This window comes from Cupriavidus necator N-1 (assembly GCF_000219215.1).
Taxonomy (GTDB): Bacteria; Pseudomonadota; Gammaproteobacteria; order Burkholderiales; family Burkholderiaceae; genus Cupriavidus; species Cupriavidus necator.
Genome location: NC_015726.1, coordinates 134,957 through 149,120, shown reverse-complemented (window position 1 = coordinate 149,120; position 14,164 = coordinate 134,957). Strand labels below are relative to the sequence as shown.

Genomic DNA, 14,164 nt, shown 5'->3' with positions numbered 1-14,164 from the left:
GAATACGGCAAGTGACGGCAAAGCAACGCCGCGCCGCGTGACAGGCATGGGAATCGGGAACGCCGAATTTTATCAGGTGCTATGCTGACATCATGCGCGAGGATGGCCCCGGGCCACAATCCGGGGCCAAAATCAGCGAGACTTCCCGCCCCCGGGAACGCCCCCGCCTCTCCGTGAAAGGAAAACACATCATGCTGATCACCTTCAAATCCCACGCCGCGCAGGACCTGATCATGATGAAGGATCTGGCGATGACGCTGCTTGGCATCATCGGCAAGCGCCTCGGGGAACGAGGGGTGATCACCGTTGAAGAGCTTCCAACCGCGATCCACAAGCTGGAAGCCGCGGTCGCCGATGCCAAGACCCATCCCGCCAGCTCGGCCGTCGAAGCGGACACCGGCAAGGACGAAGACGAGGAAGAACCGCTGCACCTGGGCCAGCGCGCCTACCCGTTCCTGGACATGCTGCGTGCCTCCCAGCGTGAGGGCGCCAACGTGATGTGGGGGGTGTGACGGGAACAGACACCCGGTTGCGTGCGGCACGGATCGCCGCGCGCAAAAAAAAGCCCGGCACCGCAGTGGGCTGCCGGGCTTCCGGACGAGAATTCCGGAAAGGGGGAATCCCTTGCAGGACCCGCACGGCGTGCCAGGCGGATCCCGGTATCGGTGTGGTGGCTGGGGGCGGGCCTAATCCTCCTCTGAATGGCGCCGGCCATTGGCCAGCAGCAGCCCGATCAGCGCCCCCACGGCCGCCGCGATCGCCACCGCCTTCAGCGGCGACTCGGCCACGCGGTGCTGGGCGTGTTCCACCGCACCATCCATGCGCTCGCGGGCGCGCATCATGCCGTCGGTGGTCTGGGCGCGCAGCCGATGCGCCATGTCGGTGGCCCGCTCGCGCAGGCGCTGCCCGGCGCGCATGCTCTCGGCAGAGCCCTCGCGCGCCAGTACTTCGATGGTGTGCTCCAGCTGGGCGATCAGCGCCTTGACTTCTGCGGATACCGGCGCTGCCGCATCGCGCGTGTCGCGCGCGGCATGCCTGATATGGCGGATGGCACTGTCGGCACTGTCGGACAGGTGGTTCAGTTCCTTCCTGACTTTCGGGTTCTGCGTCAGCATACGGTCTCCTCAGGTTCGGTCGGCGGTGGGGAAAAACGGCTCGCGGCCGGTGTCATCGCCCCCTGCGGACCAGGCCCATCACCGCGGCGACCAGCGCCACGACCAGGAAGATGAAGAACAGGATCTTGGCGATTTCCACGGCGCCGGCGGCAATCCCGCCGAAGCCGAAGATCGCGGCGATCAGGGCGATGACGAAAAATACGAGTGCATATTGCAGCATGGCTAGGCTCCCGAAGCGATCGGACCGCGCCAGGCGCACTGGCTGGGCCCATGTGAGGGCTTGCGCCAAGGGGTGCAAGCTCATAGCCTCATCGTAGAAAGCCAGCCCGCGCACCAATACTGACAGCGAGCCGATTCCGTTGTCAGCCGAGTCCTACAAGCTCTCGGACAACGCCCGCGCGGGCCCGGCTTCAAGGTTGACCCATGGCGATCGATGTGATTCCATGGGCGCTCCCTGGCGCTGCGGCGGGCGAGCGGCGCGCCTTCACTAAACAGGAATTGCCCATGTTCAAGCAGTCTTTTCTCCCCCACACGCTGCTGCTGGCGGGCGGCATCCTGCTGACGCTGGCGGTGCTGGTGGCGTCGGAAACCGGCAATATCCGCCTGCGCGAAAGCTATACCGACGTGATCCGCTCGCAGCGCGTGCAGACCGAGCTGGCGGCGCTCAACGGCGAGCTGGTCAATGCCGAGGCCGGCCAGCGCGGCTTCCTGCTGACCGGCAAGGAAAGCTACCTGGAGCCGTACTACAAGGCCCTGCCGCGCATCGCCGAACTGATGGCGCAGATCCGCGCCGGCTATGCCCACGATCCCGAAGGCCTGAAGCAGTTCGCCGACACCTCCAAGCTGGTCAACAGCAAGCTCAACGAGATGGCGCTGACGCTGGTGTATGGCAAGCGCGACCTGGAAGTGGCATTGGACCTGATCCGCACCGACTACGGCAAAGAGACCATGGACAACGCGCGCCGCGGCCTGGACCAGCTGCAGGCGCGCGAAGCCGGCACAGTCTCGCACCGGCTGGAAGGCGCCGAGAACGATGTGCAGCTGTCGCGCTACGGCATCGGCCTGCTCACCGCCATCAACATCATCCTGATGATGGCGGTGGGCGTGGGCCACGCCAAGCGGCTGTCGATGGCCGAGGCGGTGCGCATCCAGCTGGAAGAGGAAAGCGTGCGGCTGGACCGCAAGGTGCGCGCACGCACGCGCCAGCTGTCGGCGCTGGCCGCCCACCTGCAGCGCGTGACCGAGGACGAGAAGACACGCCTGGCGCGCGAGCTGCACGATGAGCTCGGCGCCATCCTGACCGCGATCAAGCTGGACCTGCACTGGGTGCGCCGCAAGGTGCAGGAGGACCATCCGGTGGCGGCGGAGCGCCTGACGCGCGTGATGCTGCACGTGGACCAGGGCATCCAGATCAAGCGCCGCCTGATCGAAGACCTGCGCCCCACGGTGCTGCTGAACCTGGGCCTGCGCGCGGCGGTCTGCCAGCTGGTCGAGGAAGTGGGGGGCCGCAATGACTGGGAGACCCATGTCAGCGTGCCGGAAGACCTGCCGCCGCTGCGCGACGAGGCCGCGATCGCGCTGTACCGGATCGTGCAGGAATCGCTGACCAACGCCAGCAAGTACTCTGAAGCCAGGCACATCGATGTCAGCCTGGCCTGCCAGGGCAACCTGCTGACGCTAACCGTGCGCGACGACGGCAAGGGCCTGCCGGCGGACTTCGACCCTGGCAGCACCGCCGGCCACCACGGGCTGCTGGGCATGGAGCAGCGCGTCACCGCGCTGGGCGGCAGCATGCAGATCGATTCCTCGGTGCAGGCGGGCGTGCGCATCCGCATCGAGGTGCCGCTGACGGACGCGGTGCTGGCGCCGGCAGAGGAGCCGGAAAACCAGGAGCCGGCGCGCGCCTGACGCGCACCGGCGGACAGGGAATGATGAGGGAACGAGGTGCTGGCCCGGCTCAGGGCGCCGTTGCCGCGTGCTCCTCGATCACGCGGAACACCTGCTCGAGCTCGAGCGACTTGTCGAAGAAGTAGTCCGCACCGGCCTCGGCGCACTGGCGGCGATATATGCTGACCTGGGCGTGGTTGGTGTAGACGATGCGCACCGCGCCGGTGCCGTTGCGCTGCATCGCGCGCAGCACATTGATGCCGTTGCCCTGGCGCAACTGCAGATCGACGATGACCACATCGTACTTGCCGGCGGCGAGCAGCCGCAGCGCCATGGCTTCGGTATCGGCCCAGTCCACGTTCTCGATGAACGGGAAATCCTTCAGGTATTCGAGCAGCATGCCTCGCAGGACCGCCGAGTCTTCAATCAGCAGTATGCTCAGCGCCCGGTAGGAAGTGTTCGAAGCCTGCTCCGACATGTTATGTATTGCTGGTCCTCGTCCGGTGCCGCCCATCTCGGGCTGTTATTCGACCAGGCCGTTCTTGATGGCGTAATAGGTCAGGTCAGCGTTGGTCTTCATGCCCATTTTCTCGAGAATGCGGGAACGATAGGTACTGACGGTCTTGACGCTGAGAAACAGTTCGTCGGCAATCACCGACACCGACTGCCCCCGCGACAGCTTGCAGAAGATCTGGAACTCGCGCTCCGACAGCATCTGGTGCACCGGCTGTTCGGTCGGCTTGTCGAGCCCGCCGATCAGCAGGTCGGCCACGGTGGCACTCACGTAGCGGCGGCCCTGGGCCACCGTGCGGATGGCCTTGACCAGGTCGTCCGGGGCGCTTTCCTTGGTCAGGTAGCCAGAGGCGCCGGCACGGATCAGGTTGATCGCGTACTGGTCTTCCGGGTACGTAGACAGGATCAGGACCGGCAATTCGGGCTTGCGCTGACGGATCAGCTTGAGCACGTCGATGCCGTTGCGGTCGGGCATCGAGATATCCAGGACCAGCACATCGAACTCGGCATCGCGCAACTGCGCCATGACCTGGTCGCCGCTTCCGGCCTCGCCTGTCACCTGGATGTCGGGCTCTTCGGAAAGGAACTGGCGCAGCCCGGCACGCACAATCTCGTGATCGTCAGCGATCAGGACGCGGATCATGTGGGCTCCACTGGGTTGAACAGACCGGCACATTGCCCGGTGCAGTCGGGTGCAGGCGGAACCGCTTGCGTTGATGTCATTGTAGTGCCGGGCGCGGGCGCGGGCTGTCAGTGTCAGGCTGACATTGGGCGGGGCCAGCCCTCACAAGGCACACTGATCGCGCACAAAAGCAAAGCGGGACGGATGTGATCCGTCCCGCTTTGCTGCGGCGCGTCAGTACTGAAACTTCCTGGAGGGCCCTGCACCGCCGGCACCGGCACAAGGCTAGTCGCCAATGGCCAGTGACTGTGGACTAGCGCAGCACGTTACTGCGCCTTGGCACCCGCGTCAGCACCGGCGCTGACGCCCACGCTCGCGTCGGTCTTGGCCTTCTTGGTCGACTTGGTGGCGTGCTTGCCATGCTTGGCCTTGGTGCCGGCGTCTGCCGCGGCGTCGCCGGTGGCGTCGGCAGCGGTGCCGGCACTCTTGTCGACCGCCGCGCCGGCGGTCGACAAGCCCTTGTCAGCCGCCGAGCCTGCTGCCGACAGGCCCTTGCTGGTCGCCGCGCCCGCGGTCGACAGACCCTTTTCGGCCGCGCCTGCGGCACCCGTGGCGGCGCTGCCGGCAGTGTTCAGGCCGCCCTGCGCTGCAGCGGCGGGAGAGGGTGTGGTCACCGATGCGCCGACGTCGGCCTTCGTGCCAACGGAAACGCCGGTGCCTTGGGCCATGGCCAGCGAGGAAGCGGCGGCGATCGACAGAGCGGACAGGGAGAGCAGCAGTTTCTTCATGGACAGACTCCTTTCAGGATGCCCCGCGGCGAAACATTCGCCGCGGTGATCACGCTGGTGATTGCGTGTATCGAGCCCTCAGTCTAGGGAGCCGGACTGCGCCGGTCTGTGAGGAGTTGAAAGGCTCTGTAAGGAGTTGTGAGGCGCCTGGCACGTCGCGCCGGCACGGCTTTGCAGGCCGCCTGCAGCGGTTTTCCCTGTTCCATCAACGGGCTGGCGGCGGGGCCATGCCGCCGCCCCTGCCGCCCTGCCGTCGCACCCGGTTACAGGTTGGGCGCCAGCGCGCGCTCCAGCGTGGCGCGGTCCTCGTGGCGACGCGCCGCCATGTCGTCGAGCTGGTCCTGTCCAATCTTGCCGATGGTGAAGTAGGTCGACTGCGGATGCGCCAGGTAGAAGCCGCTCACCGATGCGGCCGGCGTCATCGCCAGCGACTCGGTGATGCCCATGCCGATCTCGGGCGCGTCCAGGAACTCGAACATCGGGCCCTTGACGGTGTGCTCCGGGCACGCCGGGTAGCCAGGCGCCGGGCGGATGCCGCGGTACGACTCGGCGATCAGCTGCTCGTTGGTGAGCTGCTCGCCCGCGTCATAGCCCCACAAGTCCTTGCGCACGCGTTCGTGCAGGCACTCGGCAAAGCCTTCGGCGAAGCGGTCGGCCAGGGCCTTGAGCATGATCGCGCTGTAGTCGTCGTGGTCGGCTTCGAACTGCGCTTCCTTCTTCTCCACGCCCAGGCCCGCGGTCACGGCGAACAGGCCGACGTAATCGGCAATGCCGCTGTCCTTCGGTGCCACGAAGTCCGCCAGGCAACGGTTGGGGCGGCGCACGCCATCCACCACCGGACGCTCGCTCTGCTGGCGCAGGTTGTGCCAGGTCAGCGCGACCTTGCTGCGGGTCTCGTCGGTGTAGATTTCGATATCGTCATCGTTGACGGTATTGGCCGGCAGCAGCGCGATCACGCCGTTGGCGGTCAGCCAGCGGCCCTGGATCAGGCGCGACAGCATCGCCTTGCCGTCCGAGAATACCTTGCGCGCCGACTCGCCGACGATCTCGTCGTTGAGGATGTCGGGGAATTTGCCGGCCAGGTCCCAGGTCTGGAAGAACGGGCCCCAGTCGATGTAGTTGGCCAGTTCCGCCAGGTCGTAGTTGCGGAACACGCGCCGGCCGATGAATTTGGGCTTGGGCGGCACGTAGCTGCTCCAGTCGATCGGGGTCTTGTTGGCGCGCGCCTGCGCCAGCGTCACCATGGGCGTAGCCTTCTTGTTGGCGTGCTGGGTGCGGATGCGGTCGTAGTCGGTCTTCAGATCGTCCAGGTACTTGGCCGCACCTTCATCCGACAGCAGGCTCGACGCCACGCTGACCGAGCGCGAGGCGTCCGGCACGTACACCACCGGGCCTTCGTAGTTGGGCGCGATCTTGACCGCGGTATGCACGCGCGAGGTGGTGGCGCCGCCGATCAGCAGCGGGATCTTCTTCACGCGGAAGTAGTCGTCGCGCTGCATCTCCGAGGCGACGTAGGCCATCTCTTCAAGCGACGGCGTGATCAGGCCCGACAGCCCGACGATGTCCGCGCCCTCGACCTTGGCCTTGGCCAGGATCTCGTTGCACGGGACCATCACGCCCATGTTGACCACTTCAAAGTTATTGCACTGGAGCACCACCGACACGATGTTCTTGCCGATGTCGTGCACGTCGCCCTTCACGGTGGCGATCACGATCTTGCCGCGCGCCTTGACGTCGCCGCCGGCCTCGGCCAGCAGGCGCTTTTCTTCCTCGATGTAGGGCAGCAGGTGTGCCACCGCCTGCTTCATCACGCGCGCGCTCTTGACCACCTGCGGCAGGAACATCTTGCCCGCGCCGAACAGGTCGCCGACGATGTTCATGCCGTCCATCAGCGGGCCCTCGATCACCTCGATCGGGCGGCCGCCGCGCGCCTCGACCTGCTGGCGGACCTCTTCGGTGTCTTCGACGATGAAGGTGGTGATGCCATGCACCAGGGCGTGCGCCAGGCGCTCGCCCACCGGCACTGGCTGCTCGGGCGTACCGCGCCAGGCCAGGTTTTCTTCCTTCTTCGCGCCGCCGCCCTTGAAGCGGTCCGCAATTTCCAGCAGGCGGTCGGTGGAATCTTCGCGGCGGTTCAGGACCACGTCTTCCACGCGCTCGCGCAGCTCGGGGTCAAGCTGGTCATACACGCCGAGCTGGCCGGCGTTGACGATGCCCATGTCCATGCCCGCGCCGATGGCGTGGTACAGGAACACGGTGTGGATCGCCTCGCGCACCGTGTCGTTGCCGCGGAACGAGAACGAGACGTTGGACACGCCGCCGCTGACCTTGGCATACGGCAGGTTCTGCTTGATCCAGCGCGTGGCCTCGATGAAGTCCACCGCGTAGTTGTTGTGCTCCTCGATGCCGGTCGCGACCGCGAAGATATTCGGGTCGAAGATGATGTCTTCCGGCGGAAAGCCGACTTCATTGACCAGGATGTCGTAGCTGCGCTTGCAGATCTCGGTCTTGCGCTGGAAGGTGTCGGCCTGGCCCTTCTCATCGAAGGCCATCACCACCGAGGCGGCGCCATAGCGGCGGATCAGCGCGGCATGGTGGCGGAACTGTTCCTCGCCCTCCTTGAGCGAGATCGAGTTGACCACCGGCTTGCCCTGCACGCACTGCAGGCCGGCCTCGATCACTTCCCACTTCGACGAGTCGATCATGATCGGCACGCGCGCAATGTCCGGCTCGGAGGCGATCAGGTTCAGGAAGCGAACCATGGCCGCCTTCGAGTCCAGCATGGCCTCGTCCATGTTGATGTCGATGATCTGCGCGCCGTTCTCGACCTGCTGGCGAGCCACCGCCAGCGCCTCGTCGAACTGGCCGTTCAGGATCATGCGCGCGAAGGCCTTGGAGCCGGTCACGTTGGTGCGTTCGCCGACGTTGACGAACAGCGTGTCGTCGTCGATGGTGAAGGGCTCGAGGCCGGACAGGCGCATCGGGCGCGGGGGGAGTTGGTTGTCGCTCATGTTGTCGGGCTCCGGGCTCAGGCGGCGTCGCGGTACTGGCCGGGCCAGGTGCGGGGTTTCTTGTCGGCCACGCGCTCGGCGATGGCGGCAATATGCTCGGGGGTGGTGCCGCAGCAGCCGCCCACCAGGTTCACCAGCCCGGAGGCGGCGAACTCTTCCACCAGCGACGAGGTGACCTCGGGCGTTTCGTCGAAGCCCGTGTCGCTCATCGGGTTCGGCAAACCCGCGTTCGGGTAGCACGACACCGCGGCATCGCAGACCTTGGCCAGCTCGGCGATATAGGGGCGCATCAGCGTTGCGCCCAGCGCGCAGTTCAAGCCGAAGGTGATCGGGCGGGCGTGGCGCAGGCTGTTCCAGAACGCTTCCACGGTCTGGCCCGACAGGATCCGGCCCGAGGCATCGGTCACCGTGCCGGAGATCATCACCGGCAGGCGTTCGCCGGTGTCCTCGAACAGCTGGTCGATGGCGAACAGCGCCGCCTTGGCATTGAGCGTGTCGAAGATGGTCTCGACCAGGAACACATCGGCGCCGCCTTCCAGCAGGCCCTTGCCCTGTTCGTAGTAGGAATCGCGCAGCTCTTCGAAGGTCACGTTGCGCGCGCCCGGGTCGTTCACGTCGGGCGAGATGCTGGCGGTCTTGGGCGTCGGGCCGAAGGCGCCGGCGACAAAGCGCGGCTTGTCCGGCGTGCTGTACTTGTCGCAGGCGGCACGCGCCAGGCGCGCGGCCTCGACGTTCATCTCGTACGCCAGGTCCGCCATCTTGTAGTCTTCCTGCGCCACGCGCGTGGCACCGAAGGTGTTGGTCTCGATCAGGTCTGCCCCGGCGGCCAGGTACTGCTCATGGATCTCGCTGATGACCTGCGGGCGCGTCAGCAGCAGCAGTTCGTTGTTGCCCTTGACGTCCACCTTGTGTTCCGCGAAGCGCGCGCCGCGGTAGTCCGCCTCGGTCAGCTTGTAGCGCTGGATCATGGTGCCCATGGCGCCATCCAGGATCAGGATGCGTTCTTGCAGCAGCCGGGGCAACTCGGCAGCCCGGGTGTAGGGGCGCGGCGCGGCCGCGGTGGATTCAGGGGCACTCATGGCGGGGACTCTGGAAAGGCGGGCCTGCGGCGTATCCATGGCTGGATCGGCGCCGGGCCGCTGCTGTGGCCGATGCTGGCCAAAGAGGGACGATTTTATCAGGTGTATCAAGGCCTTGCGGCTGTCCGCGGTGGCCCGCGGTTGCCTGTCCGGCCCGGTGGCGCCTACACTGAGAGACGTAACCGTCACCGCCCCGGGGCGCTTCGCGCTGCCCCCTTCCTTGACCGACATGCAACATCTCTCCCCCGCCGACGCCCAGGACCTGCTGGCGCAATCGCCCGAGACGCTCTTTATCGACTGCCGCAGCGAGATGGAATACCTGTTCGTCGGCCATCCTAAGGGCGCGCACAACGTCCCCTGGAACGACGGCCCGGACTGGGAGGTCAACCCGCATTTCGTGCAGATGGTGAAGAAACTGGCGGGCCAGGCGTCGGCGCGGCCGGTGCTGCTGATCTGCCGCAGCGGCAACCGCTCGTCGGCGGCGGCGCGGGCACTGGAGGGCGCGGGTTTCTCCAACGTCCAGTTCGTGCTGCACGGCTTCGAGGGCGATCTCGATGCGCAGCGCCACCGCAACACGGTCAATGGCTGGCGCCATGACGGACTGCCGTGGGAACAGTACTGAGCGCGGCCCGCAGCGCCCGCCACCAACAAAAACGCCCGCCGAAGCGGGCGTGATCGTTCCAGGCAAAGCCGCTCAGTGCATCACCAGCGGGTGCATCATCACATTGTCGAACTTGCCGAGAAAATCGTCGACTTCCTCCACGGATGGCTCGCTTTCAATCAGGCGTTTGACGTCGGCGCGAAAGCTCTCGGCCAGATGGCCGCCGAGGAAAATTTCGCGCTTCAGGTTCTTGTCGACGATTTCATAGCCCCCGAACTCAAGCGGCGCCTGATCGACATCCGCACCAAATTCCACGATGCAGTAGTTGTCGCTGTTGTAGATCATTTGCATGGCACACCTCCTGGGCGTCATGGATGGGCGGCATGCCCTTGTGGTTCTTGCCTCAGTTGATGCCTTGAGGGGGCGCCGCGGCTTTACCTCCAAACTTGGGGTGACCGGCGGGAAATCAAGTTATTGGTGTGGGTCACCTCGTTGCCACGATTTTCTGCCTTACATGAATTGGGCATCGGCCAATGCAACAAGTTTCTTGAGCCTTCCACATCAGTGTGTTGCTTGTCACGGAACGTCGCACTGCCCCCCGCATGCGGCATTCCCAAGAAAGGCGTCCAGCGCGGCATGGAAGCGCTCGGGCTGCTCCACGTGCACCAGGTGCGCCGCTTGCGGCACTACCTCGAGCCTGGCACCGGGGATGGCCGCGGCGATGCTCTGTGCCATCGCCACGGTTGCGCCCTGGTCCTGCTCGCCCGCTACTACCAGCGTAGGACAATGAATGCGAGAAAGCGCGCCGGCGAGGTCAAAAGCCATGATCGCCTCGGCCACACCTACGTATCCACGTACCGGCGTGCCCACCAGCCTGTCGCGAATGCGCGACACCTGGTCGCGATGCGCCTCATGGAAGGACGGCGTCAGCCAGCGCCCGAGGGTGGCATCGGCCATGCCGGCCATGCCATGGGCCTCGGCCTGGCCGATGCGGTTGTGCCACATCGGGTGCGCCTCCATCGGAGTCTGGCTGTTGGTGGCCACCAGCGCCAGCGACAACAGCCGCTCGGGATGGCGCAGCCCCATGGTCTGCCCGATCATGCCGCCCACGGAAATCCCGCAGAAATGCGCCTGGGGGATCTGCAGCGCGTCCATCACCGCGACCACGTCGTCGGCCAGCCGCGTCATGGTGTAGGGCCCGAGCGGGGCGTCGCTGGCGCCGTGGCCGCGCATGTCAGGGCGCACCACGCGATAGCGGCCCGCCAGGTGCTGCGCGGTGGCGTCCCACAGCGTGTGGTCGGCAGCCAGGGCGTGGGCCAGGATCACCCAGGGCCCGTCCGCCCCGTCCACGCGCACGTGCAGGTCGGCGCCTTCGGCGTGGATGCGGTGGGTTTCGACTGGTGGCGTGGCAACGGTCATGGCTGGGCTCCTTTCGGTTAGATGATGCGTCGGGAGGCGCGCGCCGCGGCCCTACTGCCCTTCCTTGCCGCGGTACACCAGGTCGATCTGGGTGCCGTCGGGCTCGGTCTGGCGCAGGCGCACCGGCATCCAGCCCAGCGACTGCGCCAGCCACAGCTCGACGCGGCGCCGGTCATTGGCACGGCGCTGCAGCCGTACAAAGTGCTTTGCGCGTATCACGCCGCGGCCGGTGTCGATCTCGTCTTCTCCAACATACTGCACTTGCATGGGTTCCACATCCCGCGTGTCGGCCACAAGGAACGTTTCCGTCACTCCCGGGGTGACATATCGCTGGGGATTGCCGCGCACCAGCCCCACCAGCTGCAGGAATACGCTGAAGCGGTCCTGCGCGCCGGGCGGGAACTGGGCCTGCGTGCCCGAGGCCAGCACTGCGGTGCCGGCCGCGGCATCGAAACGCGAGGACTCGGTCTTGTTGCGGCGGCGTTCTTCGTAGCGTTCCGGCAACAGTCCCTGCACGGCCATCGCGCCGCCGCTCTGGAAGGCAAAGCGGAACCACAACACGCGGGTTTCGACCGCCAGCCGGTAGCGGCTGCCGTCCTGCTCCCAGCGGATCAGGCCGTCGGGGTTCTGCACGCCGTTGACGAAGCTGGCGTAGTGCATCGTCGCCGACGGCGGCGGGTCGTAGCGCACGCCATCGACGCCGCCCTGCGGGCCGCCGGATGGCGCGGCGGCAGGGGTGGCAGGCTTGGCCGCGCTGCCTTCGCCGCCGCTGCCCGAAGCCATTTCGGTCGCGCCCTGCGGGCTGGTGGCGAGCGCGGGAGCGGGGGCTTCCTGCGGCTCGGCTTCCGGGGCCTGCTCGGCCGGCCTGGGCTGCGGGCGCGGGCGCGGCATCGGCCGCGGCGCGGGCGGGGCTGGCGGCCTGGGCGGCGGCAGCAGCACCGCTTCCAGCGTGGGCGTGCTGCTGACATCCATCGGGATCAGCGGCCCCGGCATGCGCACAAAGCCCACCACGGCCAGCACGTGGACCAGCAGCACCAGGGCGATCACGATGATCCAGCGCCGCCGGCGCCAGACGCGGGGATCCGCGCCGGGCCGGGCGTGGAGACTAGGATTGGCCGGTTTCTCCGGCCGGGGTGGCTGCACCAAGGTAGCCAAGTTCCGATGAGAGCTGTTGGGCGATGTCACGGATGCGACGATCCATCGTACCGCCCCATTCTGCATCGAATATGCTTTGCGCGCCCAGTACGATCAGCCCCATGGCCAGGTGGCCGTTGGCGTCGAACACCGGCATCGAGAACGCATTGATGCCCGGCAGCACGCCGCCGAGCGTGCGCGCGGCGCCATGCGCGCGCACCTCGGCGCAGATCGCGTCGTAGTCGGCCAGTGAGCGCGGCATGTCGGGCACGCCGTCATTGCCGCGCGCGCCCAGCTCGCGCTCGATCAGCGGCAGGGTCTGCTTGCGCGGCAGGTAGGCGCCGTACAGGCGGCCGGTGGCTGAGTTCAGCATCGGCATCACATCGCCCAGGCGCAGGCTGACGGTGACGGGATGGCTGGATTCCTCCCAGTGCACCACGGTGGGACCGTGGTTGCCCCACACGGCAATGCCGGCGGTCAGGTCCAGTTCATCGCGCAGCTGCGACAGGATCGGGCGCGCCTTCTTGACCGGATCGAGACGGTTCAGCCCGGCCAGGCCCAGCTGCAGCGCGAACGGGCCCAGGTCATAGCGCCCGCTGACGGGGTCCTGCGCCACGGCGCCCAGCCGCATGAAGCTGACCAGGTAGCGATGGGCCTTGGCCGGGTTCATGCCGGCGGCGGCGGCCAGGTCGCGTAGCATCATCGCGCGCGGCGACACCGCCAGCGCCTGCAGTAGCCTGAAGCCCACCTCGATGGACTGGATGCCGGAACGCAGCTTGGTGTCTTCTTCTTCGATCTCTGACATGCGGCGGATGGTTGGCTATCCCCGGGGGCTGGGGAAATTCGTAGGTAAATTTACTATAGCGAAATCGATTTACCAATTTTTAAGCCATCGGTAGACTTTCCTCGCAACAGACCTGGCCGGCGGTATGCCCCTCGTGCAAGCCCGCCCGAACCGGGCCCCTTTTTAACACGGAGACAACCGATGCGCCCCCTTGGCTACTTTCGCCCCGCCCTCGCCGCATTGACGGCCGCTACCCTGTTTGCCGCCCTGTTCACCGCCAGCGCCCCCGCGCGCGCCGACGACTGGCCGTCGCAGCCGATCCGTTGGGTCGTGCCCTATCCCGCCGGCGGCGGCACCGACGTGGTGGCGCGCACCGTGGCCCAGGCCATTACCCCGGGGCTGGGCAAGCAGGTAGTGATCGACAACCGCCCCGGTGCGGCCACCATCGTCGGCGCCGATGCCGTGGCGCATGCCAAGCCCGACGGCTACACCGTGCTGACCGCCGACACCGCCACGCTGGCCGCCAATCCGTCTCTGTACAAGAAGCTGCCGTACAACCCGGACAAGGACTTCGTCTACATCGGCCAGCTTGCGCGCTTCCCGCTGGTGCTGGTGGCCAATCCCAACTTCCCGGCGCGCACGCTCAAGGAAGTGGTCGAGTACGCGCAGAAGAACCCGGGCAAGGTCAATTTCGCCTCGCCGGGCGCGGGCAGCCCGCACCACCTGGCGATGGAACTGTTCATGGACCAGACCCGGGTCAAGATGACGCACGTGCCCTACAAGGGCGCGGCGCCGGCGGTGCAGGACCTGCTCGCGGGCCAGGTCGACCTGATGTTCCTGGACCTGGCCTCGGGCCAGCAGAATGTGCAGGCCGGGAAGCTGCGCGCGCTCGGCGTGGCCACGCCCAAGCGCCTTACCGTGCTGCCCAGCGTGCCGACCGTGGCCGAGGGCGGCGTGGCCGGCTTTGAAGCTTACGCCTGGCAAGGCATGGTGGCGCCGGCCGGCACGCCCAAGGCCGTGGTCACGCGCCTGAACGCCGAGCTGGTCAAGGCGCTGAAGACGCCCGAGGTGCAGAAGAAGCTGGAAGGCGTGGGCGTGGAGGCGGTCTACAGCACGCCCGAGGAATTCGCCAGCTACGCGCGCGCCGAGGGCGAGCGCTGGGGCAAGCTGATCAAGGCCAAGGGCATCACCGTCGACTGACTGGCGCGCGG

At 66.8% G+C, this 14,164-nt stretch carries 15 protein-coding genes; 4 read left to right on the top strand and 11 right to left on the bottom strand.

Features of this window, described 5'->3' with window-relative positions:
* Window positions 1-191: 191 nt before the first annotated feature.
* A complete protein-coding gene (locus CNE_RS00740; RefSeq protein ID WP_013955243.1) occupies window positions 192-512 on the top strand; it encodes a DUF1840 domain-containing protein in 321 nt (106 codons plus the stop codon).
* Window positions 513-686: 174 nt separating this feature from the next.
* On the opposite strand, the gene CNE_RS00735 is transcribed toward CNE_RS00740, so the two are convergent.
* Together CNE_RS00735 and CNE_RS39015 are read right to left on the bottom strand one after the other, a co-directional pair.
* A complete protein-coding gene (locus tag CNE_RS00735) occupies window positions 687-1,115 on the bottom strand; it encodes a DUF883 family protein (RefSeq protein ID WP_013955242.1) in 429 nt (142 codons plus the stop codon).
* A gap of 52 nt (window positions 1,116-1,167) precedes the next feature.
* The gene (locus CNE_RS39015; protein ID WP_010812883.1) at window positions 1,168-1,335 is read right to left on the bottom strand and encodes a DUF1328 domain-containing protein; all 168 of its coding nucleotides are present in this window, start codon (window positions 1,333-1,335) and stop codon (window positions 1,168-1,170) included.
* Window positions 1,336-1,619: 284 nt separating this feature from the next.
* Here CNE_RS39015 and CNE_RS00725 point away from each other — a divergent pair, with 284 nt between their 5' ends.
* A complete protein-coding gene (locus tag CNE_RS00725; protein ID WP_013955240.1) occupies window positions 1,620-3,023 on the top strand; it encodes a sensor histidine kinase in 1,404 nt (467 codons plus the stop codon).
* Between the two features lie 49 nt (window positions 3,024-3,072).
* On the opposite strand, the gene CNE_RS00720 is transcribed toward CNE_RS00725, so the two are convergent.
* From CNE_RS00720 to CNE_RS00700, 5 genes are all read right to left on the bottom strand, one after another.
* A complete protein-coding gene (locus tag CNE_RS00720; protein ID WP_041227685.1) occupies window positions 3,073-3,480 on the bottom strand; it encodes a response regulator in 408 nt (135 codons plus the stop codon).
* 45 nt (window positions 3,481-3,525) lie between these two features.
* Window positions 3,526-4,158, bottom strand: coding sequence for a response regulator (locus tag CNE_RS00715; protein ID WP_013955238.1), 633 nt, complete (start codon window positions 4,156-4,158; stop codon window positions 3,526-3,528).
* Between the two features lie 305 nt (window positions 4,159-4,463).
* Window positions 4,464-4,925, bottom strand: a complete 462-nt coding sequence (locus CNE_RS00710; protein ID WP_013955237.1) for a hypothetical protein — start codon at window positions 4,923-4,925, stop codon at window positions 4,464-4,466.
* A 263-nt stretch (window positions 4,926-5,188) separates the two neighbouring features.
* A complete protein-coding gene (metH, locus tag CNE_RS00705; RefSeq protein ID WP_013955236.1) occupies window positions 5,189-7,936 on the bottom strand; it encodes a methionine synthase in 2,748 nt (915 codons plus the stop codon).
* 17 nt (window positions 7,937-7,953) lie between these two features.
* Window positions 7,954-9,015: a homocysteine S-methyltransferase family protein gene (locus tag CNE_RS00700; RefSeq protein WP_013955235.1), complete on the bottom strand. Its 1,062-nt coding sequence runs from the start codon at window positions 9,013-9,015 to the stop codon at window positions 7,954-7,956.
* Window positions 9,016-9,244: 229 nt separating this feature from the next.
* Here CNE_RS00700 and CNE_RS00695 point away from each other — a divergent pair, with 229 nt between their 5' ends.
* Window positions 9,245-9,637, top strand: coding sequence for a rhodanese-like domain-containing protein (locus CNE_RS00695; protein WP_010812890.1), 393 nt, complete (start codon window positions 9,245-9,247; stop codon window positions 9,635-9,637).
* 72 nt (window positions 9,638-9,709) lie between these two features.
* On the opposite strand, the gene CNE_RS00690 is transcribed toward CNE_RS00695, so the two are convergent.
* The 4 genes from CNE_RS00690 to CNE_RS00675 all read right to left on the bottom strand — a co-directional run bounded on the left by CNE_RS00690 (window position 9,710) and on the right by CNE_RS00675 (window position 12,974).
* Complete coding sequence (locus CNE_RS00690; protein ID WP_010812891.1) at window positions 9,710-9,967, bottom strand: BTH_I0359 family protein; 258 nt, start codon at window positions 9,965-9,967, stop codon at window positions 9,710-9,712.
* Window positions 9,968-10,192: 225 nt separating this feature from the next.
* The gene (locus CNE_RS00685) at window positions 10,193-11,035 is read right to left on the bottom strand and encodes an alpha/beta fold hydrolase (protein WP_013955234.1); all 843 of its coding nucleotides are present in this window, start codon (window positions 11,033-11,035) and stop codon (window positions 10,193-10,195) included.
* A 51-nt stretch (window positions 11,036-11,086) separates the two neighbouring features.
* On the bottom strand, window positions 11,087-12,082 hold the full coding sequence (locus CNE_RS00680; protein ID WP_013955233.1) for a DUF3108 domain-containing protein: 996 nt from the start codon (window positions 12,080-12,082) through the stop codon (window positions 11,087-11,089).
* A 58-nt stretch (window positions 12,083-12,140) separates the two neighbouring features.
* Entirely contained in the window at window positions 12,141-12,974 is an 834-nt protein-coding gene (locus tag CNE_RS00675; RefSeq protein ID WP_013955232.1) for an IclR family transcriptional regulator, read from the bottom strand.
* 180 nt (window positions 12,975-13,154) lie between these two features.
* Between CNE_RS00675 and CNE_RS00670 the strand changes: the two genes are divergently transcribed.
* Window positions 13,155-14,153 (top strand): Bug family tripartite tricarboxylate transporter substrate binding protein, encoded by a 999-nt coding sequence (locus CNE_RS00670; protein ID WP_013955231.1) that lies wholly within the window; start codon window positions 13,155-13,157, stop codon window positions 14,151-14,153.
* Window positions 14,154-14,164: the final 11 nt, after the last annotated feature.